Origin of the sequence: Bacillus sp. CECT 9360 (assembly GCF_918741275.1) — a bacterium.
Lineage (GTDB): Bacteria > Bacillota > Bacilli > Bacillales > DSM-1321 > Peribacillus.
In genome coordinates this window covers 172984-196225 of sequence record NZ_CAKKNA010000003.1, presented here as the reverse complement: position 1 = coordinate 196225, position 23242 = coordinate 172984, and the positions used below count along the sequence as shown (strand labels likewise).

Annotated in this window: 22 protein-coding genes and 1 riboswitch; of the genes, 15 read left to right on the top strand and 7 right to left on the bottom strand. The window is 39.6% G+C overall.

Annotated elements, in window-relative coordinates:
- Positions 1 to 14: 14 nt before the first annotated feature.
- Complete coding sequence (locus LQ216_RS04855; protein ID WP_230127246.1) at positions 15 to 560, bottom strand: PadR family transcriptional regulator; 546 nt, start codon at positions 558 to 560, stop codon at positions 15 to 17.
- Positions 561 to 840: 280 nt separating this feature from the next.
- On the opposite strand from LQ216_RS04855, the gene LQ216_RS04850 reads away from it, so the two are divergent.
- Together LQ216_RS04850 and LQ216_RS04845 are read left to right on the top strand one after the other, a co-directional pair.
- Positions 841 to 1377, top strand: a complete 537-nt coding sequence (locus LQ216_RS04850) for a PilZ domain-containing protein (RefSeq protein WP_230127244.1) — start codon at positions 841 to 843, stop codon at positions 1375 to 1377.
- Between the two features lie 176 nt (positions 1378 to 1553).
- The gene (locus tag LQ216_RS04845) at positions 1554 to 3311 is read left to right on the top strand and encodes a methyl-accepting chemotaxis protein (protein WP_230127241.1); all 1758 of its coding nucleotides are present in this window, start codon (positions 1554 to 1556) and stop codon (positions 3309 to 3311) included.
- 179 nt (positions 3312 to 3490) lie between these two features.
- Here LQ216_RS04845 and LQ216_RS04840 read toward each other — a convergent pair whose 3' ends face one another.
- Positions 3491 to 5125, bottom strand: coding sequence for an alkaline phosphatase (locus tag LQ216_RS04840; RefSeq protein WP_230127495.1), 1635 nt, complete (start codon positions 5123 to 5125; stop codon positions 3491 to 3493).
- Between the two features lie 205 nt (positions 5126 to 5330).
- Here LQ216_RS04840 and LQ216_RS04835 point away from each other — a divergent pair, with 205 nt between their 5' ends.
- The 5 genes from LQ216_RS04835 (at position 5331) to LQ216_RS04815 (ending at position 9409) form a co-directional block, all read left to right on the top strand.
- Positions 5331 to 5645, top strand: a complete 315-nt coding sequence (locus LQ216_RS04835) for an iron-sulfur cluster biosynthesis family protein (RefSeq protein WP_230127239.1) — start codon at positions 5331 to 5333, stop codon at positions 5643 to 5645.
- Between the two features lie 142 nt (positions 5646 to 5787).
- Positions 5788 to 6687 carry an aldo/keto reductase gene (locus LQ216_RS04830; protein WP_230127237.1) on the top strand — a complete coding sequence of 300 codons (900 nt, stop codon included), beginning with the start codon at positions 5788 to 5790 and terminating at the stop codon, positions 6685 to 6687.
- Positions 6688 to 6978: 291 nt separating this feature from the next.
- On the top strand, positions 6979 to 8226 hold the full coding sequence (locus tag LQ216_RS04825; protein ID WP_230127236.1) for a DUF445 domain-containing protein: 1248 nt from the start codon (positions 6979 to 6981) through the stop codon (positions 8224 to 8226).
- A gap of 139 nt (positions 8227 to 8365) precedes the next feature.
- Positions 8366 to 8722 carry a hypothetical protein gene (locus tag LQ216_RS04820; RefSeq protein WP_230127234.1) on the top strand — a complete coding sequence of 119 codons (357 nt, stop codon included), beginning with the start codon at positions 8366 to 8368 and terminating at the stop codon, positions 8720 to 8722.
- A gap of 357 nt (positions 8723 to 9079) precedes the next feature.
- Complete coding sequence (locus tag LQ216_RS04815; RefSeq protein ID WP_230127232.1) at positions 9080 to 9409, top strand: MerR family transcriptional regulator; 330 nt, start codon at positions 9080 to 9082, stop codon at positions 9407 to 9409.
- Between the two features lie 78 nt (positions 9410 to 9487).
- On the opposite strand, the gene LQ216_RS04810 is transcribed toward LQ216_RS04815, so the two are convergent.
- Positions 9488 to 10819 (bottom strand): amino acid permease, encoded by a 1332-nt coding sequence (locus tag LQ216_RS04810; protein WP_230127230.1) that lies wholly within the window; start codon positions 10817 to 10819, stop codon positions 9488 to 9490.
- Between the two features lie 175 nt (positions 10820 to 10994).
- On the opposite strand from LQ216_RS04810, the gene LQ216_RS04805 reads away from it, so the two are divergent.
- Positions 10995 to 11705, top strand: coding sequence for a peptidase E (locus LQ216_RS04805; RefSeq protein ID WP_230127228.1), 711 nt, complete (start codon positions 10995 to 10997; stop codon positions 11703 to 11705).
- Positions 11706 to 11769: 64 nt separating this feature from the next.
- A riboswitch (cyclic di-AMP (ydaO/yuaA leader) is annotated at positions 11770 to 11919 on the top strand.
- 131 nt (positions 11920 to 12050) lie between these two features.
- Positions 12051 to 13877 carry an APC family permease gene (locus tag LQ216_RS04800; protein WP_230127226.1) on the top strand — a complete coding sequence of 609 codons (1827 nt, stop codon included), beginning with the start codon at positions 12051 to 12053 and terminating at the stop codon, positions 13875 to 13877.
- 60 nt (positions 13878 to 13937) lie between these two features.
- Here the strand turns inward: LQ216_RS04800 and LQ216_RS04795 are convergent, their stop codons facing one another.
- Positions 13938 to 15233 carry a hemolysin family protein gene (locus LQ216_RS04795; RefSeq protein WP_230127224.1) on the bottom strand — a complete coding sequence of 432 codons (1296 nt, stop codon included), beginning with the start codon at positions 15231 to 15233 and terminating at the stop codon, positions 13938 to 13940.
- A gap of 210 nt (positions 15234 to 15443) precedes the next feature.
- A complete protein-coding gene (locus tag LQ216_RS04790) occupies positions 15444 to 15824 on the bottom strand; it encodes a MerR family transcriptional regulator (protein WP_290369230.1) in 381 nt (126 codons plus the stop codon).
- Positions 15825 to 16216: 392 nt separating this feature from the next.
- On the opposite strand from LQ216_RS04790, the gene LQ216_RS04785 reads away from it, so the two are divergent.
- Positions 16217 to 17104, top strand: coding sequence for a PhzF family phenazine biosynthesis protein (locus LQ216_RS04785; protein WP_230127223.1), 888 nt, complete (start codon positions 16217 to 16219; stop codon positions 17102 to 17104).
- A 43-nt stretch (positions 17105 to 17147) separates the two neighbouring features.
- On the opposite strand, the gene LQ216_RS04780 is transcribed toward LQ216_RS04785, so the two are convergent.
- A complete protein-coding gene (locus LQ216_RS04780; RefSeq protein WP_230127221.1) occupies positions 17148 to 18047 on the bottom strand; it encodes a YitT family protein in 900 nt (299 codons plus the stop codon).
- 550 nt (positions 18048 to 18597) lie between these two features.
- The gene (locus LQ216_RS04775; RefSeq protein WP_230127219.1) at positions 18598 to 19215 is read right to left on the bottom strand and encodes an RraA family protein; all 618 of its coding nucleotides are present in this window, start codon (positions 19213 to 19215) and stop codon (positions 18598 to 18600) included.
- 195 nt (positions 19216 to 19410) lie between these two features.
- Here LQ216_RS04775 and LQ216_RS04770 point away from each other — a divergent pair, with 195 nt between their 5' ends.
- Genes LQ216_RS04770 through LQ216_RS04750 form a run of 5 tightly spaced genes read left to right on the top strand, consistent with a single transcriptional unit; the run spans position 19411 to position 23229 of the window.
- A complete protein-coding gene (locus LQ216_RS04770) occupies positions 19411 to 19728 on the top strand; it encodes a metalloregulator ArsR/SmtB family transcription factor (protein WP_290369224.1) in 318 nt (105 codons plus the stop codon).
- 57 nt (positions 19729 to 19785) lie between these two features.
- A complete protein-coding gene (locus LQ216_RS04765) occupies positions 19786 to 21180 on the top strand; it encodes an NAD(P)/FAD-dependent oxidoreductase (protein WP_230127217.1) in 1395 nt (464 codons plus the stop codon).
- Positions 21177 to 21374, top strand: coding sequence for a hypothetical protein (locus LQ216_RS04760; protein ID WP_230127215.1), 198 nt, complete (start codon positions 21177 to 21179; stop codon positions 21372 to 21374). The genes LQ216_RS04765 and LQ216_RS04760 overlap by 4 nt, the downstream gene beginning before the upstream one ends.
- A gap of 23 nt (positions 21375 to 21397) precedes the next feature.
- Complete coding sequence (locus LQ216_RS04755) at positions 21398 to 21925, top strand: arsinothricin resistance N-acetyltransferase ArsN1 family A (RefSeq protein WP_230127213.1); 528 nt, start codon at positions 21398 to 21400, stop codon at positions 21923 to 21925.
- A 5-nt stretch (positions 21926 to 21930) separates the two neighbouring features.
- Positions 21931 to 23229, top strand: a complete 1299-nt coding sequence (locus LQ216_RS04750) for an arsenic transporter (RefSeq protein WP_230127211.1) — start codon at positions 21931 to 21933, stop codon at positions 23227 to 23229.
- Positions 23230 to 23242: the final 13 nt, after the last annotated feature.

Below are 23242 nucleotides of genomic sequence, written 5' to 3'. Positions count from 1 at the left end.
TGAATCTCCTCCTTTTATTCCTCTAGTTTCTTCATCGCATCCTCACACCACTCTATAGCAGACTGGGTCATTCTTTTGCCATAATCCAATGTGATGAGCCAAAATTGCGCATCGGCCTTTTCCGATAGGTTTTCGGAAATCATTTTTGTAATGTCTTCATAGGTATTAAAACGTAGACGAAGCTTTTCATAGTACGTGTTGATATGATTGATGGTTATATCGATGCTTTGATGGCGGCTGAAAAATAGCTTCAGTAATAATTCGTTCTTTTCGGTAGGAATATCATTAATCGGTGTTTGAAGCCACGATTGTAAGGCGAGCTCTCCTTTCTGTGTGATATGGTACTCCTTTTTATCCGGCTTGCCATCTTGAGTGGAATTCATAACTGTCGCAAGATCTTCGTCAACTAAATGCTTTAGGGTTGGATAAATTTGCCCGTAACTAATCTTCCAGAAATGATTTAATCTGCCATGAATCATCTGTTTAATCGAATATCCGGTATGACATCCTGTGGTGAGCAAGCCGAGGACCGCATACTTTGTATGGTTTTCTTTAGTCATGAAATCACACCTTATATCTTTTTGATACAAATAAAACGAGAATCAGGAAGAGGATTTTTAAGAAAATGAAAAAAGCCCAAATAAGAGGAGCTCTTCATAAGATTTTATTTTATTAATGTTAGAAAATTTATTTTTCTCCTAGACTTTTAGACATATTTACTGTATAAATTAGGTAAATGGTTTGATGATAAAGAACTCAGTCAAAGAGATGACTCCACAATTTTTTGGATTCATCCCTTTTGTATGTGAGAGGCGAACTTGGTTTGTAGGGGGTGAAGAAGTGCATTATCTCATATTATTTGAAGCATTTCTGATTGTATTACTACTAGTATTATATTTACGCAGTGAAAAGAAATTAAAGAATTTGAACTTATACCATACTACAAACAACTATCCGAAAAAAGGAAGTAATGAATCTGCAATAGAGTATTCCATCCAAAAAAGAGCACATAGGGTATTAGTCCCGTACATAGAATGTACCGTTAAAATTGTTGACTTTGGCAATGAAAAGTATGAATCATTACGCAACAAGCGTTTTATTGGCCAGGTAGAAAATATAAGTGTTACCGGAGTAAAGTTTGTCTCAACGTATGAGCTGCCTGTAAAATATGAAATTATCGGAGAAATATATTTTACATTGGGAGACAGAGAATTTAATCTCATGGGCAAGATCGTAAGAAGAGAGGATCACCTTAACGGGGAGCTAAGATACGGATTTGAATTTTTTGAATTAAAAAAAGAAACGATTGCCGATTTAAGTATCATTTTAAATAATATCGAAGCGGGAAGAAGAAAACAGTTTGAAGAGATTTTTTAGTTTTATATTGTTCGTAAAACCAAGCAAGATGCCTTGAGCAGCTTTGTTTGGTTTTTTTAGTGGCAATAGGCGATATTTCTCCCCCCCTTTGCAATAATCTGAAAATTTGTTATATTAAAATTAGGTATTATTTACTAAGAAAATAGTCCTAAATTAAAGCATCGGAGGATTGCGTTATGAACCTAAAAGTTAAAAATATCGTAACTACGCTGAAAACAAAGCTCATTTTTTTATGTTTAATTTTGTTAGCGCTTCCATCATTGGTAATCGGTATTACTGGCTATCAATCCAGTAAAGCTAATCTAGACCAACTTGGCGAAACAAACTTAACCAATAATGTGAATATGGCTATTAAATTAATAGAAAATCTTAATCAAGAAGTTGAAAAAGGAGCCCTTTCTTTAGAGGAAGCGCAAGAGAGGGCTAAGGTTGCACTCATTGGTGAAAAAGGTACTGATGGTAAAAGAGAGATTGATAAAAGCATAAACATGGGCGAATACGGCTACTTTTTTGCGATGGATGAGAAGGGAGAACTACTGGCTCATCCAAACTCAGAAGGTAATAATCTATTTGACTCTGTAGATCCCAATGGAGTAAATGTTGGGGAAGAAATTGTTGACGCTGCATTTAAAGGCGATGGATATGCCTATTATCAATGGCCGTTGCCTAATGATCCTGATAGCATCAAGCCTAAAGTAACATTTGCAAAAAAAGAAGAGAATTGGGGATGGGTGGTCTCTGCGGGGACATATATGATGGATTTTAATAGCGGCGCCAATTCCATTTTATATGTCTTATTAATTACATTAGGGATTTCGTTGGTCGTTGGCTCGGTGGTCGCATGGTTCTTTTCGGGACGCATCGCAAATCCAATAAGGGAAATAGCCCATGAGATGACACTTGTGGCCGAGGGTGATTTGACGATAGAGAAAGTGAAAGTGAAAAGCAATGACGAGGTTGGGTCGTTGGCGGACAGCTTTAACAAGATGGTAGAAAATTTAAAAGACTTAATCATGAATGTTGTTGAAACTTCTGAACAAGTAGCAGCTTCCTCTGAACAGCTAAGTGCGAACGCAGATGAAACATCTAAAGCAACAGAGCAAATTGCCGGATCGATGCAGGACGTGGCGGCAGGTGCTGAAGAACAAACAAACAGAGTTGAAAAATCAACACAATTTACTAAGGAAATCTCGAATGATATGTTAGAAATTTCAGATCAGGTTGAACGTGTAACCGAAGCCACGAATTTCTCTTTGGAGCAATCAGAGAAAGGGAAGGAAATTGTAAAGCAAGCAATTACACAAATGGGAATAATTAATAGTAATACTGCTGAAACGGGAAGTGTCATCCAACTATTACATGAGAAGTCATCTGAAATTGAAAAAATTGTATCGCTGATTAAAGGCATTGCGGAGCAAACGAACTTACTAGCTCTCAATGCGGCAATTGAGGCTGCCAGAGCTGGGGAGCATGGCAAAGGTTTTGCCGTTGTAGCTGATGAAGTCCGCAAATTGGCAGAGCAATCCAGTGAATCGACACAGCAAATCAATGGATTGATAAAAGATATCCAGGCTAGTATCAACAAGGCGGTAGAGTCGACGAAAAATGGTGAAAATGCCTTGAAGACAGGAACAGAATTAGTCAATACTGCGGGGAGCTCTTTCGGGGAGATTGGGACTGCTGTTGTTCAAGTCGTAGACCGACTGAAAGACGTAACAAGCTCCATGAATCAAATTAACGAAGGAACTAGTAACTTAGTGGAAACGATGGTTGGTGTCAATGAGATAACAGCCAAGACAAGTGGATATACTCACGAGGTTGCCTCTGCCACGGAAGAGCAAACTGCATCCATTGAAGAAGTAAGCGCTGCGACAGTCACGTTGGCCCAAACCGCACAAGAACTGCAAAGCCTTGCAAGGCAATTTAAGATCTAGTAAAGGGAGAAAAATGGACAAGTGTCTGTCTAAAAAGTCCATTTAAGATTAAAATGTACCAAATTAAAAACCCAAGAATGCTGATTTAACAGTATTCTTGGGTTTTGCTTTTATCCAGATGTCGGCTAAATTTCTACTTTCGGGACAGCCCCTTGTCATGCATACTATGAAGAGAGTGCTTATTTCACAAGCTTCAATGCACTTTCAGAAATATAGAAGTCTTTTCCATTATACACATTGATGGTGTTTACCGTTTTTTGTTGATTAGAACTTTGGATCATGATGTTTTTATTTGCCGGGAATTGTACTTTTTGTTTTCCTTTTTCTGCAATCAGAACTACGTTATTTGGATCTGTCACATCAATGCGGGTTGTGTAGCCTTTTTTCTCTAATGCGTCTTTGCCATTAACATAAAGTTTCTTCGTTAATTGATTTAAATCAAAGCCCATGAATTGTGCCATCTTTTTGGCAATGTCCGTGTTTTCAAGCAGTCCGATTGGTCTGGAAGGTCCGTAAGAATATAGGAATACGTCTTCACCTGTATGTCCGCCCGTTGTAAAGCCGATATTTGCACGGTTCGCGAGCATTTTTACCATGTCTGAAGCAAGGTTTTTAGAAGAATTTAAGGTTGCTTCTTCTTCAGAGGTCAAGTTATCCAGACCATATAATGCTGCTACTTCTTTAAGGTTCGATTTGTCTGATTTGAGTTGGCTTAATGCACCTTCAACCGTCATTTTTGCTTTCTTTAATGGGTCGATATACGCTGACACAGGAGTTTCCGGATAGGTTGCATTTGTATTTTGGTTACCCATTGTAATTCCGCTGTTTCCGTGGTCACTCACTGCGATGACCATTGTGTTTCCATCCTTTTTCGCAAAATCAACTGCCTTCTCTACAGCCGCGTCAAATGCTAATACATCACTAATCATTCCAACCGAATCGTTTGCGTGCGCTGCCCAGTCAACCTTGCTTCCTTCCACGAATAAGAAGAAACCGTCTTTATCTTTATCCAATGTATGAATCGCCTTACCTGTCATGTCTGCTAAAGTAGGCTCGCTTGGTTTGGTTGTTTCCCGGTCAAAATCATAAGCAAGTGCGCTTGGGGCAAAGCTTCCCCAAATTTTATTTGATTTTGAATTTAAGAGATCATTGCGATTTTCAACGATATCATATTTGTTCTTTTGAAGTACCGTTAAGAGGTCTTCGCCATCTTTTCTAGCATTTTTTGTAGTTCCAGGAGAAAGAGATTCTTTTCCTCCGCCTAACACTACATCGATATTTTGATAGACTTGCTGTTCAGCAATATCCCCGTAATTGCTTCTATGTGTCACATGAGCAGAGAAGCCTGCCGGTGTCGCATGTTGGATTTCGGAAGTTGAAATGATACCCGTTGCTTTCCCTTGTTGTTTGGCACCTTCCAAAACATTTGCAACCGGTTTATGAGCATCTTTTGCGGAAACCGGCTTAACCCCCGGTGAATTGACCACTGCAGGCAGGACACCAACGAATTTATCGTTGGATTTATTTCCAGTAGCCAGTGCTGTTGCCGCTGGTGCTGAGTCAGTGATGGCCGACTCTGCGGAGTGGGTTCTAACGCCGCCTGCCACCATTTCGTCGATAGCGAGATTTTCGCCTTTATACCATCTTGAGAGGGTAGTGGCACCGGCACTAGTCCCATCCATGACCATCATGATGACATTAGTCGGTTCTTTTTTTCTATCCTTTGCTTGAACATCTTCCTTTTTGGCGGCCAATCCCAGTGATGAAATAGCAACTGCCCCAGCCAAAGTAAACCCTGCTACTTTTTTGCCCATTTTGTTCAATCTTTTTCCCTCCAAGGAAATTAGAATTTTCTAACAACAAATTAATAATAAAGGAGGAATGTTAAGTTACTATTTTCCTTACGTTAAAAATATATGTAATTTTTATTTCATTTCATTTAACTGAAATAAAATTACATATATTTTTACCCATTATTTTCATGAGGAAGGGGTATAGTTAAAGTATGAAGAAAGGGTGATGATGATGGAAGTAATGATAAAACCACCCGCAGCAGCGGAATTAAAAAAATATGACTTTAAGGAAAATGAAGGTGTCAGAATAGAAGCGATATTTGTTGGCAGCTGTTCTTTATATGCCGAACATCATCTTAAAATCGATAAAAAGCAAACCGATGATGATTTGTTTGTCATTGAGAATATTCCCATCTTAGTGTCGAAAGAAAGCCAAAAACATCTGTATCACAAAATCTCTTTAGATTTCAATCCTTCTCTGGGATTTAAGCTTTCATCTGACGAAGAAGTCTATCGTTATAATCTTAAAATGGCAAGATGAGCAAGCTGCTCTATATGTGCAATCCCCCAAGTGAGGACACCTACCTACCACCGTTTTTCTGGTTTTTATCTTCTGGAGTAGGGAACCCTAACCCTACTTGATGACCGAAAATGTCCAGCGATGTGAAAGGACTTGATGCAAAATGAATTTACCGGATAAAAACAACGTAGCCGAAATAAAAGATCGTCTTGAAAAGCGCAGAGTGACTTTGTCTGACGGAACATCACTTCCATGCTTAGGGCAAGGGACGTGGTACATGGGAGAGGACCCTCAAGCGAAAAGCAAGGAAATCAAAGCCTTGCAACTTGGAATCGAATTGGGTATGCAGCTGATTGACACGGCTGAAATGTATGGAAATGGTGGGTCTGAACGACTAGTAGGCGAAGCGATAAAAGGGATGAGAGGGGATGTCTTTCTAGTATCGAAAGTGTATCCGCACAATTCAGGATTACAGAAGATTTCAACAGCGTGTGAAAACAGTTTAAAACGGTTGGGAACAGACCATTTAGATCTATACCTTCTGCACTGGAGAGGGAATATTCCTTTAGAGGAAACGATTGCAGGAATGGAACAGCTGAAGAAAGAAGGCAAGATCTTAAAGTGGGGAGTTTCTAATTTTGACACCGATGATATGGAAGAGTTATGGAACACCCCGGGCGGGCAAAAATGTGTGACGAACCAGGTGTTATACCATCTAGGTTCCAGAGGAATTGATTTTGATCTTCTCCCCTGGCAAAAAGAACACGATGTCCCGATTATGGCGTATAGTCCCCTTGCTCAAGGCGGTTCTTTAAGAAACCGTTTATTGAGCGATCCGGTCATGGTCGACCTTGCAGAAAAGCATAATGTGGAACCGCTGCAAATCGCTCTTGCCTGGACGATACGGACGAATCAAGTAATCGCCATACCTAAAGCGGTCCAGGAACAACATGTTTTGGAGAATGCCAAAGCGGCGACAATTGAATTAACCGATAAAGAACTAAACCGGATTGATGACATTTTTCCTAAACCTCGTCAGAAGATGCCTTTGGATATTAAATGAATATTTGTCCCCTCGGATGTTCCCTGCTGAGGGAATATTTATTTGCCCATCAAGCATCATAAGAATTATCGGGCTTATCGTTAATCGTTCATGATAAAAAACATTATGGTGAACAAAAAGACGGTAAAAGTGTAAGTTTGATAGTGGATCAAAAATAGACGGACAAAGATAAAGAAGAACCGGTCGTGTTGTGCACGTCCGGTTCTTCTTTTGTTAGGCGTTGTAATTAGTAGAGTATCATATACCATTCGGGTATAATATATTTATTTACACAAAGGATGAATGAATCGTATGCCTAAAAATTCAAAGCACTTAGCAGGTATTTCACTGGCCGTCATGGGGACGGGGTTTATTTCCACTCTTCCTTTTGAAGGGCCTTTCATTATAAATTTAATACAAGGCGGCTTTGAGGCGGGTCTCATAGGGGGATTGGCTGATTGGTTTGCCGTGACGGCTTTATTCCGGCATCCAATGGGAGTTCCTATTCCTCACACGGCGCTTTTGCCAAAAAATCGAAAACGGGTGACAAAGGCGTTAGTATCCACGATAGAAAACGACTGGCTTTCAAAAGAAAGTATTAAAGATAAATTAAAACAGATCCATTTTACAGAGAAATTGCTGAACATTACCGAAAAAGAGCTTCACTCTGATTATTTGAAAAAGGGAATCGTACAGACTTTAACTCGATTGATCCATCATATTGACATCAATTGGGTAGTGCCCTTTATTGAGAAACAGCTAAAGGAGTCACTCACTTCACTTGAAGTGCGCGGGCTTCTTCAGTCTGCTGCCAATCAAGCACTGCTGAGCAGTTATGACAAGCAGGCGTTTGATCTTTTACTGTTAAAAGCGGAAGAATGGTTAGTCCAAGAAAACCGTAATTATCAACTTGGGAGCTTTGCTCTAAATGCGATCAATAAAATTGAGGTAGACGGGATTTTTCAGTTTGCGCTTAAGTCCTTTCAAAGCATGGTGAACGAGGAGAAGCTCGGGAATATTCTCCAGAACCTTTTGCTGAACAATATAGCAAGCCTGCGTCAGGAAGACGATACAAATCGCGAGGCAATTCTCTTGCGGCTTCGCGCGGCATTACGGAATATAGGAGAGAACAAGCCATTAGTAGGAGAAATACAAAATCTGAAGGATCGTCTTATTTCAGATTGGGAACCGGCTGATCAGGTAACTGGTATCGTCGAAAAAGTTCGTCAGCACGCATTGTCCTTTGTCCAGGACAGCCGATTCATGGATGAATATTTCCTTCCGCTTATCACAAATTTATTAAATGAGATAAAGACGGATGAACAAAAAATCACTCGGGTTGAAGACTGGATTCAGGAACAAGCTAGCGTTCTTATTGAAGGCAATCACTCGAAAATTGGCAAGCTTGTAGAGGAAAACCTGGATAAGCTGGATGATAAGATGCTCATAGAGATGATTGAAAACAGTGTTGGAAAAGATCTGCAATGGATCAGGGTAAACGGAGCGGTTTGCGGATTTATTATCGGGTTATTCTTAACAGGATTTACAATGCTCGTATAATTGTATTTAAAGAAGTCTCTCATTATGCTGAGAGGCTTTTTTGCGCTTTTAAAGAAATTGAATGATCCCGACATTTCCCTAAATAACCGTACATAGAATAGATAGAAATCACGATAGGACAAGGAAGGAAGAAATATCTTTGAAAAAAAAAGTGAAGATTTACCCTCTGCTTTTACTTGCTATGGTTTTGGTTCCAGTAGCTTATTTTGAATCTGATTATGTGAAAACTTTGTATGACACAGAACCTATATTACTTGGACAAGCGGGTGGTGCTATTAATGAAACCACCATGGCCACACCTGGAGAAAAAAAGAATGCATCTGAAGAAAATTTGATACTACAGCTGGATCAAAGACTAGTCGATCGTGAAGAGGTAGACGGATATCTTGTGGAAACGTACCGGGAGTATGAGCTCTATGAAGACCGGGAAGGAAATGTTAAGAAAGTGATTCCTACCTCGAACTATGATTATATTCGTTATAAGCTGGATGAATAGTTATGTTCATTAAAAGAGGGTAAGGTTCTCCGCCTAAAAATGGACGGGGACCTTACCCTCTTCTTGATAATTCCGTAAAATTTTCATTTATTCCGTAAAAATTTGGATTATCCCGTAAAAAGAAGGATTAATTCCGTAATCGGGAGTTATTAGAATTATAAGTATGAATCATTATTATGTTTGTCAGAATATCTAACATGGTTTTCGTTTTTTGAGCGTATTTTTATAAAAAAGTACGGATAATTCTTTGGACATATGTTCATTATGGAATTTTTATGTTATATTACCTAACATAAATTATTCGAATATTTAGAATGTAAACCTTTTTTTAATAAACTTTCTGTCCGAGGTGATGATATGGGAAGCGGAGATGCATCTTATAAAGATAAAAAGGTGATTTCAATAGGAGTGGTCAGCGAGTTAACGGGTCTGTCCGAAAGGCAGATTCGATATTATGAAGAAAGAAATCTCATTTTTCCCGAAAGAGCGGAAAAGGGTAACCGCAAGTACTCTTTTGCCGATGTTGAAGCCTTAATGGATATCGCGAATAAAATAGAAGATGGTGTACAAACATACGAAATCAGGCAGGAAATGATAAGAGAGGGCAAGAAGGAAGATCGGCGAACAACCCGTGAAAGAATGCTCAGAGGCCAGTTGAATGCCCAATTTGGCATGCGAAAAAAATGAAATAAACATGGCAGATATCTAAAAAAGTAAAAACACTTTGAATAAGGTTTCAAAGTGTTTTTTAAGACTTTTTCCTTTTCATTTTCGGACAATGAACGAGAGTATTGCAAGTATTGATACAGTCACCAGACAGACGGCAGATCCGATGAGATTATTTGGATTAAAAATAAAAGCAAGAAAGATAAGCGATAACGAGACGATCGCAAATAAGGTCGTATATGGATGCCATTTCACCCGGAAGTCAGGTTGTTCTTTGTACCCCGTCCGGAGCTTTAGTTGAGCTGAACAAATACTTATCCATAACAGAAGAACCGTAAAACCCGGAATAGTCATTAAATAACTTATGATTCGTTCGGGTGACATATAAGCCAAGAACACACCGATCAATAGGCATGTTGCAGCTAGCAGAATTCCTTTGAGAGGAATGCCTTTTTTAGTTGTTTGCAACAAGCCTTTTGGCGCTTCTCCGCTTTGGGCCATTGAATACAATGTTCGAGATGTGGCGTAGATGCCCGAGTTAGCGGCTGAAAGTACAGCTGTTAACAGAACGAAATTCATAATATGAGCGGCCCCGGGGAGTCCTGATAAACTGAAAACCTGAACGAAAGGACTGTCTTCGCCCGAAACTTGGTTCCAGGGCATGATCCCGCAGATGATAAGAATCGGAAGGATGTAAAAAAAGATAACCCGCCAAACGGCCCCTTTGATTATTTTGGGGAGCACCTTCTTAGCATCTCTCGTTTCTGTCACGGCCACCCCAATTAATTCAGCGCCCCCATAGGAAAACATAACAACCAATAGCGCGCTAAAAATTCCGTTGAGCCCATTAGGGAAAAATCCGCCATGTGCCGTATAGTTTGAGAAGGGATCGGGAGTGGAGCTGGGAAAAATACCTAATATGATCAGAAGTCCTAGAACAATAAAAGCAATAATTGCAATTATCTTAATTCCTGCAAACCAAAACTCAAGTTCTCCATAAAATTTTACATGAAACAAATTAATCCCGATTACTACCGCAGCACAAAGTAAGCTGAACAGCCATAACGGAACAGAGGGGTACCAGTATTGCAAGAAGCTTCCTGCTGCCAGCAATTCGACAATGATTACAATGATCCAATTAAACCAATAGAGCCATCCAACGACAAAGGATATCCGAAAACCAAACGCTTTATTAACAAGGTTTTGAACGTTTGAGTCCGGAAAAGCCATCGCCATTTCTCCTAAAGCAGCCATGACAATGAATAGTAGGATCCCCCCGGCTAAATAGGCAAAGACGACACTTGGGCCTGCCATATTTAATGTATCTGAGCTGCCTTTAAAAATACCGGTTCCAATCATGCCCGCCAGTGCAATAAACATCACATGCCTGGGCAATAACCCCTTTTGTAAATCATGATGCCTTTCTTCCATATGGGTATTCCTGCCTTTCTTAAAATCGTTATCTATACACACTTTCGTGCTTTTGGGTGTTAAAGTACATTATATTAAAATAACATATTAATGGAAGATGTCAACATGTGTCATTAAAACAGGATTCCTCGAGTCGTTATAGAATTTCTATAGGAAATAAAGGGAGGTGTGGAAAATGAGACAGATCATTGCTTTAGGGGGTGGCGGGTTTTCAATGGAGCCTGACAATCCATTAATGGATACCTATATTCTTGACCAAGCAAAAAAGCCAAGTCCGAAAATTTGTTTTATCCCCACTGCGAGTGGCGATTCAGAAGATTATATAGCGAGATTTTATGATTTCTTTGAGAAAATGGACTGTGAACCATCACATCTTTCATTGTTCAGGCCACCAACAAGAAATATAGAGGATTATATAATGGAAAAAGACATCATATATGTCGGTGGCGGAAATACGAAGAATCTTTTGGCGGTTTGGAAGGAATGGGGGTTGGATCTCATTTTAAAAAAGGCATATGAGCGTGGAATCATCCTCGCTGGAATTAGTGCCGGCTCGCTTTGCTGGTTTGAAGAAGGAGTGACGGATTCCTATGGGGACGGTCTCTCATCCATTACTTGTTTAGGGTTTTTGCAAGGAAGCAATTGCCCTCACTATGATGGAGAATCGGAGCGAAGGCCATCATACCATAGGCTGATTCTTTCTGAAGAAATCAAGGGCGGTATAGCGGCGGATGATGGGGTTGCTCTCCATTTTATAGAAGGAGGGTTTAAAAGGGCCGTAAGCTCCAGACAAGATGCAAAGGCTTTTAGAGTCATGAAAGTTAAGGATAAATTAGTAGAAGAAGTGATTGAAACACATTATTTAGGTCAGGGAAACAAGCCTTAAAAGAATTAAAAAAATAGTTATTTACAAATTTTGTACACAGGAGTATAGTTATCATCAGTTTCAGATTTCTATATCGCTTAATCCTTTTTTGGAGCGGGGGACCCACTTTTTAAGGTGACTTTTTTCACCTGGGGTGAATCCTATTAACGTAGGTAGGGCTACTCTTTTGGCCCGAATCCGACAGCTAACTCCGTAAGCGTTCTTGAGAGTGGATATGGAGCTGGTGAGACAAAAATTGCTTAATTGTCCACTAGGCTGTTTACTGTGCCTTGTGGGCTTTTTGTTGTTGGGGAATTTGTTTAATCAGCAGGAAACATACAAAAACAGAATGATGGTGATGGGATTATGATATCCGCATTAAAAAGATTTTTAATCGGTCGGCCATTAAAATCAACAGAACTAGGGGAACAAAAATTAAATAAACGGAAAGCACTGGCTATCCTTTCTTCGGATGCTCTTTCATCAGTTGCTTACGGTCCGGAACAGATCTTGCTCGTTTTAATTACAGTAGGCACAGTTGCTTTTTGGTATTCGATTCCGATTGCAATCGGAGTGCTCTTACTCTTGACGGCTCTTATTCTTTCATACAGGCAAATTATATTTTCTTATTCACAGGGCGGCGGAGCATATGTGGTGTCTAAGGAAAATCTCGGAGAGAATCCGGGGTTGATAGCAGGCGGCTCTCTTCTGGTCGATTATATTCTGACCGTTGCGGTGAGTGTCTCAGCCGGCACCGATGCTATTACTTCGGCATTTCCTGCAATGCACAACCATAATGTAGGGATTGCCAGCATACTGGTCGTTTTCATTACAATTCTAAACCTAAGGGGGATAACCGAGTCGGCTTCTATTCTGGCATACCCGGTCTATCTATTTGTTTTGGCGCTATTTATCTTAATCGGTGTAGGGTTGTATAAAATCATTACCGGTGATGTCTCGCCGGATCTGCATGCTCCAATCGGCACACCGGTTGCAGGCATCACTTTGTTTTTATTATTAAGGGCGTTTGCATCCGGAAGTTCTGCGTTAACCGGGGTTGAAGCCATATCCAATGCCATTCCGAATTTCAAGGATCCGGCTCCAAATAATGCATCCAAAACATTGCTTGCTATGGGTGGCTTGCTTGCCGTATTATTTTCAGGGATTGTTGTCTTAGCGTATTATTACGGAATTTCTCCTCAAGTAGAAGAAACGGTCATATCCCAGATTGCATCTGAAACTTTTGGAAGGAACCTCATGTATTTCTTTATACAAGGTACAACAGCGTTAATCCTGGTCCTTGCTGCTAATACCGGATACTCTGCCTTTCCTTTACTTGCGTTCAATCTGGCGAGAGATAAGTACATTCCTAGAATGTTCACGATCAGAGGAGATCGATTGGGCTACTCAAATGGAATCATTACGCTGGGAGTCACATCTATCCTTTTGATTGTTGTTTTTAACGGACAAACCGAACAGCTTATTCCTCTCTATGCAGTTGGAGTGTTCATTCCATTCACTCTATCGCAGACAGGAATGCTTGTAAAATGGATCCGTGAAAAACCGAAGGGATGGATGGTTAAATTAGCGATCAACTTTGTTGGGGCCTTGATTAGCTTTACCGTCATGATGATTTTCTTTTTGACAAAGTTCGGCCAGGTATGGCCCGTATTAATCTTTTTGCCACTGATTGTTTTTGCCTTTCACCGGGTGAAAAAGCATTATCAATCCGTTGGTGAACAATTGAGTATACAAAGTTGTGAACCGGCTGTCCCGATTGAGGGGAACATCGTTATTGTGCCTGTTGCTGGGATTACTCATGTGGTTGAAAACTCATTGAATTATACAAAATCCCTGTCAGCCAATCAGATTATAGCTGTATACGTTGCTTTTGATAGGGAAGATGAAAAACGATTTGAAGAGCGATGGAATAAATGGCAGCCAGATGTTAGGCTTGTCACCTTACACTCATCTTATCGAAGCATCATTCAACCGCTGACTAAATTTATAGACAAAGTGGAAAAAAAAGCCAGGGAATCGAAATACCGGGTAACGGTAATCATCCCGCAATTTATCCCGAAAAAAGGCTGGCATAATATTCTTCACAATCAATCCAGTTTATTAATTCGTGCCTATCTCCTTTATAGAAGGAATATAATTGTGACGACCGTACCTTATCATCTAAAGAAATAATAAAAAGGGGGCCCCCTTCGTAGATTTCATACGAGGGGGCCCTTTTTGATAAAGAATAATTTAGATTTTTTTAACTTCAATAAACGAGATATGGTGGCCGTCTACCTCTTTAACTTTGAAGGTATAACTTTCTGCTTTTAATTCATCACCAAGTTTGACATCATAGCTGTGGGTTAGGAACCATCCTCCGAGCGTATCGACATCTTCTTCAGATATATGGATTCCGAGGGTGTCATTCACCTCGTTGATTAACACTTTGGAGTTAAAGATGTAATGATTTTGATTTAGTTTACGAACATCTGAGATTTCATCTGCGTCAAATTCATCGCGGATTTCGCCGACAATCTCTTCAAGGATATCCTCAACTGTCACAATGCCTGATGTTCCACCATATTCATCAAAAAGAACGGCCATATGGGTCTGTTCTTTTTGCATTTTAACCAATAAGTCGTGAATCGGTATCGTTTCAATGACGCGGATAATCGGTTTAATAAACGGCTTTAACGGGATTTCCTCCATCAAAGATTCTCTCGAAATCTTAGCTGTGAGTATTTCTTTAATATTAACGATCCCTAATATATTATCTTTATCGCCGTCAACTACTGGGTACCGGGTATACTTTTCGTCCCGAATGGTTGCCAGGATGTTATCAAGATTGTCATCGATCGAAAAGCTGATGATTTCAGTGCGGGGCACCATGATTTCTTTAGCGATTCGTTCATCGAATTCAAAGATATTGTTTACATATTTTAGTTCATTTTGATTAATTTCCCCGCTTTTATAACTCTCAGAAAGAAGAAAACGGAGTTCCTCTTCCGAATGCGCCAACTCATGCTCTGAAGCTGGTTTCAATCCAAACAGACCTACTATGAAACGGGCTGATCCATTCAGAACCCAAATAAAGGGATACATGATTTTATAAAACAAAATAATTGGTTTAGAGAATGCAAGAGTAACAGCCTCAGACTTTTGGATAGCCACCGTTTTCGGAGCAAGTTCACCCACTACCACATGCAAAAATGTTACGAGGGAAAAAGCGATAATTAGAGCAATGATATGGGATGTATTTTCCCCGATATTATAATTAAGGAAAATCGGTTCCAAGAAATCTGCTATTGTGGGTTCGCCCAGCCAACCAATTCCCAGTGCTGTAACAGTAATTCCTAATTGGCAGGCGGATAAATATTCATCCAAATGTGAAGTTACCCTTTTTGCAGCAACGGCTCCTGTCTTGCCCTCAAGTATAAGTTGTTCTATCCTTGAGCTTCTAATTCTGATAATCGCAAATTCGGTTGCTACGAAAAATGCGGTCAAAGCAATTAACACGATCAATAAGATTATATTAACAATATTCAAAAAGTAGCCTTACTAAGTAAGGCGTTCACCTCCATGTGGTACAAAATATTAGTCTTCTTCTTGATTACCCTGAAAGAAGATTGTCACAAACTTAATTCATTCAAAAAGTGACATTAAAGCGGTTTACTCTGAATGGTCCACAAATTGTTAGACCTAACGCTAACAATAAAAGAAGATCCATTTAAGGAAAATCATTTTATGTTTGTTCCCTTATACTAATAACATCAACAAAGACTGAATGAGTGTCATGGTCTCGTGGGAAAGATGTTTTTTGATCATGTCAGGATTTTGGATTCCTTTTTCCTTTAATAAGGAAGCAATGGCGGATACGTCTTGTTCCAAATCCTTTATTCTGTCTTTAAGCTCATCTAAATCCAGGCTTTCAGTTTCTTGTTGTTTTATTTCCGCTTTAATTTCATTCAGCGATAAATGTTTTTTCTTTAATTCTTCGATATAGCGAAGGCGGGAAATTGCCTCCATGCTATAGTACCGGTAATTTGAACTGGAACGTTCAGCTTTTAATAATCCAATCCGAGTGTAATAGTCAATGGTTCGCTTAGTAACGTTAGCTAATTCAGCGAATTCCCCAATTCTTAGTCCCGCAGCCCCATGGAGATCCCCCCCCTTAACTAGAACGTGATGGTTTTGTTATATCATATGGAAATACTAAACTCATTACAAAATATTAGACTTAGACTTAAAATGTTTCACTTTAAAGAAAAAGGTATTTTACGAATGATCTAGAAATTTATCTATATTAATTTCTATATAAGTTCAACTAAAGATTACGCATTAATAAATTTTTGGCTCATTTAAGCTCCAACGGAATAGGCCGTGGAGAAAGCGAGCTTTCTCCACGGCCTATCCCGTTGGAGCAACCTTTCAGCTTTGCTGAAAGGCATGTGAAACTCTGGTTTCACATGAATGAGCCAAAATTAAATTATTAATTCAACTTATATAGATGTCGATTAGGGGATGTTTAGGTGAAAACTGTAAAGGTTTATCAATACGATGCTTTTAGCAATCTGCCGAATAAAGGGAATCCGGCGGGGATTGTTTTAGAAGGAAGCGGCCTGACAGAGAAAGAAATGCAAGAGATCGCATTCAAAGTGGGCTTTAATGAAACATCTTTTCCTATTCGTTCGGATGCAGCTGATATCACGATTCGTTATTTTACTCCGGGGCATGAAATGGACCTGTGCGGCCACGCAACAATGGCGACGATTTATGCCTTAAAGTCTAAAGGCCTATTAAAAAAAAATAACTTAACGATTGAAACGAAAGCAGGAATATTGCCAATAAGGATTCAGTCTCTGGACGATGGTCCAGCTATTACGATGAAACAGGCAACTCCACAGTTTCAAGAATTCCACGGCTCTGTTATAGAGCTCGCAACTTCAATCGGCCTAAAAGCAAGTGATATTGAGCCGGATTTCCCTATTTTGTACGGAAGCACAGGGATATGGACATTATTAATTCCAATTAGAAAACTCAGTGCTTTTAAAAGAATGAAACCCAATAATCAGCTTTTTCCAAACATCTTAAAAGAAATGCCAAAAGCATCTGTCCATCCGTTCTGTTTGGAAACCTATGATAATCTTGCACATATGCATGCCCGCCATTTCTCATCGCCGTTTTCCGGTACGATTGAAGATCCGGTGACTGGAACTGCCTCAGGAGTAATGGGGGCTTACTTTGCAACCTATATAACCAATGAATTTGATAAACAGTTAGACTTGGTTATAGAGCAAGGTCTTGAAATGGGGAGAGATGGAAGAGTGCACGTAACAGTTACGAAAAAGAATGGGTCATTTGAGGTAGAGATTACAGGGAAGGCTGTGTATGTGAAAGAATTTGAAGTTACCATTTAAATAAGCTAGGGGCCAATATATCTGAGTTGGCCTCTAGCTATACTTAATGAATGCCTTTCTTTTTGAAACGTCCGCCTTTCACTTCAGCAATATCTGCTATTGATAAAAAGGCATTTGGATCAGCCTCATCTACAATATCTTTTAGCTTGGCTTCTTCCAATCGGGTGATTACGCAAAAAATGACTTTTTTATCGTCTCCTGAAAAAGCGCCTTCTCCATTTAAGTAAGTAACTCCGCGGCCCAAGCGATGCAGTATGGCATCACCAATATCCTGATAATGGTCGCTGATGATCCAAACGGATTTTGACTCTTCTAAACCAGTAATTGTAACATCGATTGCTTTAAAAGCAATAAAATAGGCAATAAGTGAATACATGGCTCTATCCCAAGAGAATACAAAACCAGCACTGCCAAGAATGAAAATATTGATGAACATGATGATCTCCCCAACTGAGAACGGGAGCTTGTTATTGGCAAGGATGGCCAATACCTCGGTTCCATCAAGAGAGCCGCCGTTTCGAATAACGATACCGATTCCAACTCCAATCGCAATCCCACCGAATACGGTGGCCAAAAGCAGATCATCGGTAAAAGGTGGTACCGGATGAAGTATTGTCGTAGATATCGAAAGGATGATGATTCCATAGAAAGTCGATAAAGCAAATGTTTTTCCGATCTGTTTGTAGCCAATAAAGATAAAAGGCAAGTTTAAAATAAATAAGAACACACCGATTCCCCAGTCTGTGATGGAGGAGAGCATAATCGATATACCTGTCACTCCACCGTCAATGACCTGATTGGGTACAAGGAAGATTTCAAGGCCCACTGCCATTAAAATAGCACCAAACGTAATAAGCAAGATCCTCCGCAAAAGTAAAATTTTTGAACGTCGGCGATGCTGCTTTTTCGTTAAACCTTCTTGTTGTTGAATTGTATTGATCATTGTCCACCTCTTGATTAATTAGTTTTCTGAAAAAAATTTTGCATTAGGGAGCGATATGCTGCATGAAAAGAGGATGGGTAATATTTTTCGGTGATAAAAAATCATCCATTCTTATAAATGTGCGTAAAGTATAAATTCTAGAAGTCCTTTTTACTTTTCGCTAAAGAAAATATGCTATGATCCTTCATTATATTCTTTAGCTTAATGTCCTGCATAAAATCGATTTTTAAACCAGGATGTGTGAAAAAAGGGGGACCTTCTGATTATCGAAGAAATATCTAATATGATTATATCAAGATATAAGAAAATAAAACTATTAAGTAGCTTAAAAATAAAATGGATTTTCGACGTCAAGCCAAGGAGATTGAAAAACGGACTTGTTGGAAGTCCGTTTTTGGATAGGGATAATAAGTCTGCAGTTTGGATGATAAATTCCGGGTTTGGATAATAAACCCCGCAGTTTGGATAATAAAAAAATTCGCATTAATCTTTTGACGATTGGATGCAGGATTTTCCGGTCTCTGTAATTTGACTTTACCGATCAGGGATATTATTTCGCCAGCATCCCATCTATGTACTTTCTTATTTCTTCAGGATTTCCGGAAATCTTATTTTCTCGTTCTTCATCCTTCGCCAGCTTGTCCAACGACTTCTTCAAGACCTCTTGTTCAATCGATTGCGGGATGGCGATAACACCGTCCGCATCCCCTACAATAATGTCTCCCGGTTGAACCGAAACGCTGCCACACGAGATTGGTACATTGATTTCCCCGTTCCCCGCTTTCCCACTAGAAGCCACGGTTGTCCCTCTGCTGAAGACAGGGAAATCCAACTCTTTAATGGCAACAATATCCCTTATTACTCCGTCGACGACTAATGCACTAATACCCATGGTTTGGGCCATTCCGACGACAAAATCTCCTGCTACCGCCCGATATTGGTCCCCTTTTACATCGACGATGACTACATCGCCTGGCTTAGCTTCTCTTATTGCCTTCAATACGGCGAGATTATCGCCAACCGCAGTTTTTACAGTCAAAGCCCTCCCTGCAAATCTGTATTCCTCTTTTAAAGGTTTAATGGCAGGGTCAAGATTGTTAAGGCCCTGCATTGCATCAGAAATACAAGTTGTCGGTATACTTCTAAACTCATTAATAATGGATTCCATATAATTCTCCTTTTTGAAAAATTTTGAATATCTTTATTATACAACCTGTATGATGATGGAGAATAATAAATAAATCCTATAAACTACAATAAAAAATATTCATATCCAATTTTTTTGATTAATTCGTTTGCCATAATTTTCTTGATGATATATATTTTCCTTAAATCAAGAAAAGTTGATGAAGGAGTGAAAACATTGAATAACGAAATTCCTTTGTTGGATATCAGTCTGGATTCAGCTTTCGAAAAGTATGAATCAAAGTTTAAAGCTCTTTCCGATAAAAAACGTCTTCATATCATGAACATTCTGACAGAAAAGGGAAAGATATGCGTATGCGATCTGATCCCTCTCATCGATATGCCTCAGTCCAAACTTTCCTATCATTTAAAAATACTATTGGATGCCGGACTTATTGAAAAAGAAACAAGAGGAACATGGAGTTATTATTCCTTAAATAACCAAGAAGTGGAGCATCTATTGTCGGAGGAACTTTGTTGTCTATTTCGAAGATAATTATTTTATCAACCTATAAATCAAACTTTTTTGATTAAAAGATAGGAGGAATGACAGATGGATAAAGCTATATCTAAAGAGTTGCCTGTTGCTATTATTGGTGCTGGTCCTATAGGGTTAGCTGCGGCCTCACATTTAGCTCTTCGAGGAAAAAAATTCATTTTACTTGAGGCTGGCTCGAGAATTGCCGATAATATCCGGAAGTGGGAACATGTCCGATTATTCTCTCCATGGGAATTTAACGTTGATCAGGCATCGAGGGAATTGCTGCTAAGACATAATTGGAAAGCGCCAAATAAAGATGATTTGCCGCTTGGGAAGGAAATCATAAATGAGTATCTAGAACCTTTGGCCGCATTACCAGAGATAGCACCTGTCCTATCTTTGAATACAAAAGTAGTTTCTATCAGCAGAAAAGGCATCGATAAAATGAAAACAGATCAACGCGCGGAACAGCCATTTATTCTTTATGTTGAAAAAAATAATGTAACCGAACGTATCGAGGCAAAGGCAGTTATTGATGCCACAGGTACATGGAGCAATCCTAATCCGGTTAATTCCGAGGGAGTTTGGACTAGCCGAGAGAGAGTTTTAGGCGAACATATTTATTATGGTATTCCAAATGTAAAAGGCGAGGCCGGAAATCAATACAAAGGTAAGCGTATTGCTGTTATAGGCGGAGGACACTCAGCCCTTAATACCTTAATTGACCTTGCTAAACTAAAAGAAAATGACCCGCAAACTGAACTTATTTGGATTATGAGAAAACGAAATGCCGAAGAAGCTTATGGTGGAGAAGCAAATGACCAATTAGAAGCACGAGGGGAACTCGGGACCCGAATTCATGAGCTTGTTAATACAGGTACGGTCAGAGTCATTACACCATTCCGTGTACAACAAGTAATAGAATCAGAGAATGGCAACATAAAACTTATAGGTGAGGCGGGGGGACAAATAGAAGAGGTAAATGTTGAAGAAATCATTGTAAATACCGGCAACCGTCCGGATTTCTCGTTCCTACGCGAGCTTAGGCTAAGTATTGATCAAACAACCGAAAGTGTTGAAGGGATTGCCCAGCTTATTGACCCGAATGTACATAGCTGTGGTACTGTACGCCCTCATGGAGAGAAAGAACTAAGGCACAACGAAGATGGGTTTTATATTGCGGGCATGAAAAGCTATGGAAGGGCACCCACCTTTCTTATGGCCACCGGATATGAGCAAGTTCGATCAATTGCTGCTTATATTTCAGGGGATGTCGAATCATCAGCAAAAGTTGAATTGATTTTGCCGGAAACCGGCGTATGCAGTATAAATAATTCGAGACTGGTACAAAGTGAAAGTTCATCATGTTGCGCTCCGATTGTTTTCGATGGTCCTGAAAAACCATCCTGTAGTATACCTATCAGCGTAGCTTCACCTGGCTTTAATGAAAAGGAGATACCAAAATGAGAGTTCACCGCAGTGGGAATCTAGGCTGTGAATTTTTTGCAGCCTATATTAACTTGGTTATTCGTGGAAGAGAGTTTAGCATGGAAGAAGCGAAAGAATTTACTTTCGACCGTTTTTTTCAAGGTGACCATACTTCATTAGGGGAAATCACCTATGGAAATTTTATGAAAGCTGTTAGTGAATGTGTTCAATAATAGAGAGGTGAGGAGAGAAGATTATGGGTGAATCGCTAATTATCAGAGAAGCAGAACTATCCGATGTACCGTATATCCTGGACATTTATAACCAAGGGATTGAGGATCACATCGCTACATTAGAAACAGAGAAAAAAGATGTGGCTTATATGAACGATTGGTTCAACGATCATCAGGAAAGGTACAAGGTGATTGTCGCAGAACTCGGCAACAAAGTGGTAGGATGGGCATCGTTGAATCCTTATAATAATCGATGTGCTTATGCAGGGGTTGCAGATCTATCCATCTACATAAACCGTGATGAACGTGGCAAGGGAATCGGAAAGGTGCTATTATCATCCATGGAAGAAAAAGCGATGGAAAACCAATTCCATAAAATTGTTCTCTTCACCTTCCCTTTCAATGCATTGGGACAAAACCTGTATCGACGTTTAGGATACCAGGAGGTTGGAGTTTTTAAAGAGCATGGAATTCTCGAAGGTAAATTTGTCGATGTACTTGCGATGGAAAAAATAATATCTCAGGTAGAAGACAAAACAGCGGAGGTTTAACAATAATGGTTTCTACGATTTTAGCCATTCTAATCTTTTTAGCCACTTTAACGCTAGTCATCTGGCAGCCGAAAGGGTTAGGTATTGGCTGGTCGGCATGTGGAGGTGCTATTTTAGCTCTGCTTGTCGGCGTAGTTGATTTTAGTGATGTACTAGATGTGACATCAATTGTATGGAATGCCACGTTAGCGTTTATTGCCATTATCATTATTTCGCTTATTCTAGATGAAATTGGTTTCTTTGAATGGTCAGCTTTACATATGGCTCGTGCAGCTAAGGGAAATGGCGTCAGAATGTTTGTGTATGTAAGTATTTTGGGAGCATTAGTTGCTGCCTTATTCGCAAACGATGGTGCGGCTCTTATTCTTACACCCATTGTTTTAGCTATGGTCCGCAACTTGAATTTCAGTGAAAAAATGGTCTTCCCATTTATCATGGCTAGTGGTTTCATTGCGGATACAACTTCCCTGCCTTTAGTTGTAAGCAATCTTGTAAATATTGTATCTGCAGACTTTTTCGGTATTGGTTTTGTCGAGTTTGCTTCAAGAATGATCGTGCCCAACTTGTTCTCACTAGCAGCGAGTATCTTGGTCTTATACCTTTTCTTCCGTAAGAGTATACCGAAAAATTATGATGTATCAGACTTGAAAAAGCCTGTCGAAGCCATTCGGGATGAAAAGATGTTTAAATTATCATGGATTGTATTAGGGGTTTTGCTTATCGGTTATTTTGCCAGTGAGTTCACAGGAATTCCTGTCTCCATCATTGCGGGTATTGTCGCTATTTTTTTCCTTCTGATGGCTAGAAGAAGCCCTGCCGTTAATACTGAAACTGTGATAAAAGGTGCACCGTGGGCCATTGTCTTTTTCTCGATCGGGATGTACGTGGTTGTGTATAGCTTACGAAATGAGGGGCTAACGGATGTTTTAGCTGCGCTCATTCAACGGACAGCCGATCAAGGTTTGTTCGCCGCCACGATTGGGATGGGATTCATTGCAGCGATCCTCTCATCCGTTATGAATAATATGCCAACCGTGATGATTGACGCACTTGCTATTTCCGATACGAATACAACTGGAGTAATTAGAGAAGCACTTATATATGCTAATGTGATTGGTTCGGACTTAGGTCCAAAAATTACGCCAATTGGTTCATTAGCAACGTTATTGTGGTTACATGTATTATCATTAAAAGGTGTAAAAATCTCATGGGGTACTTATTTTAAAACAGGAATTATCTTAACTATTCCAACATTGTTCATTACACTTGTTGGACTGTATGTATGGTTGCTTATTATTCATTAAACAAAGGAGAAAA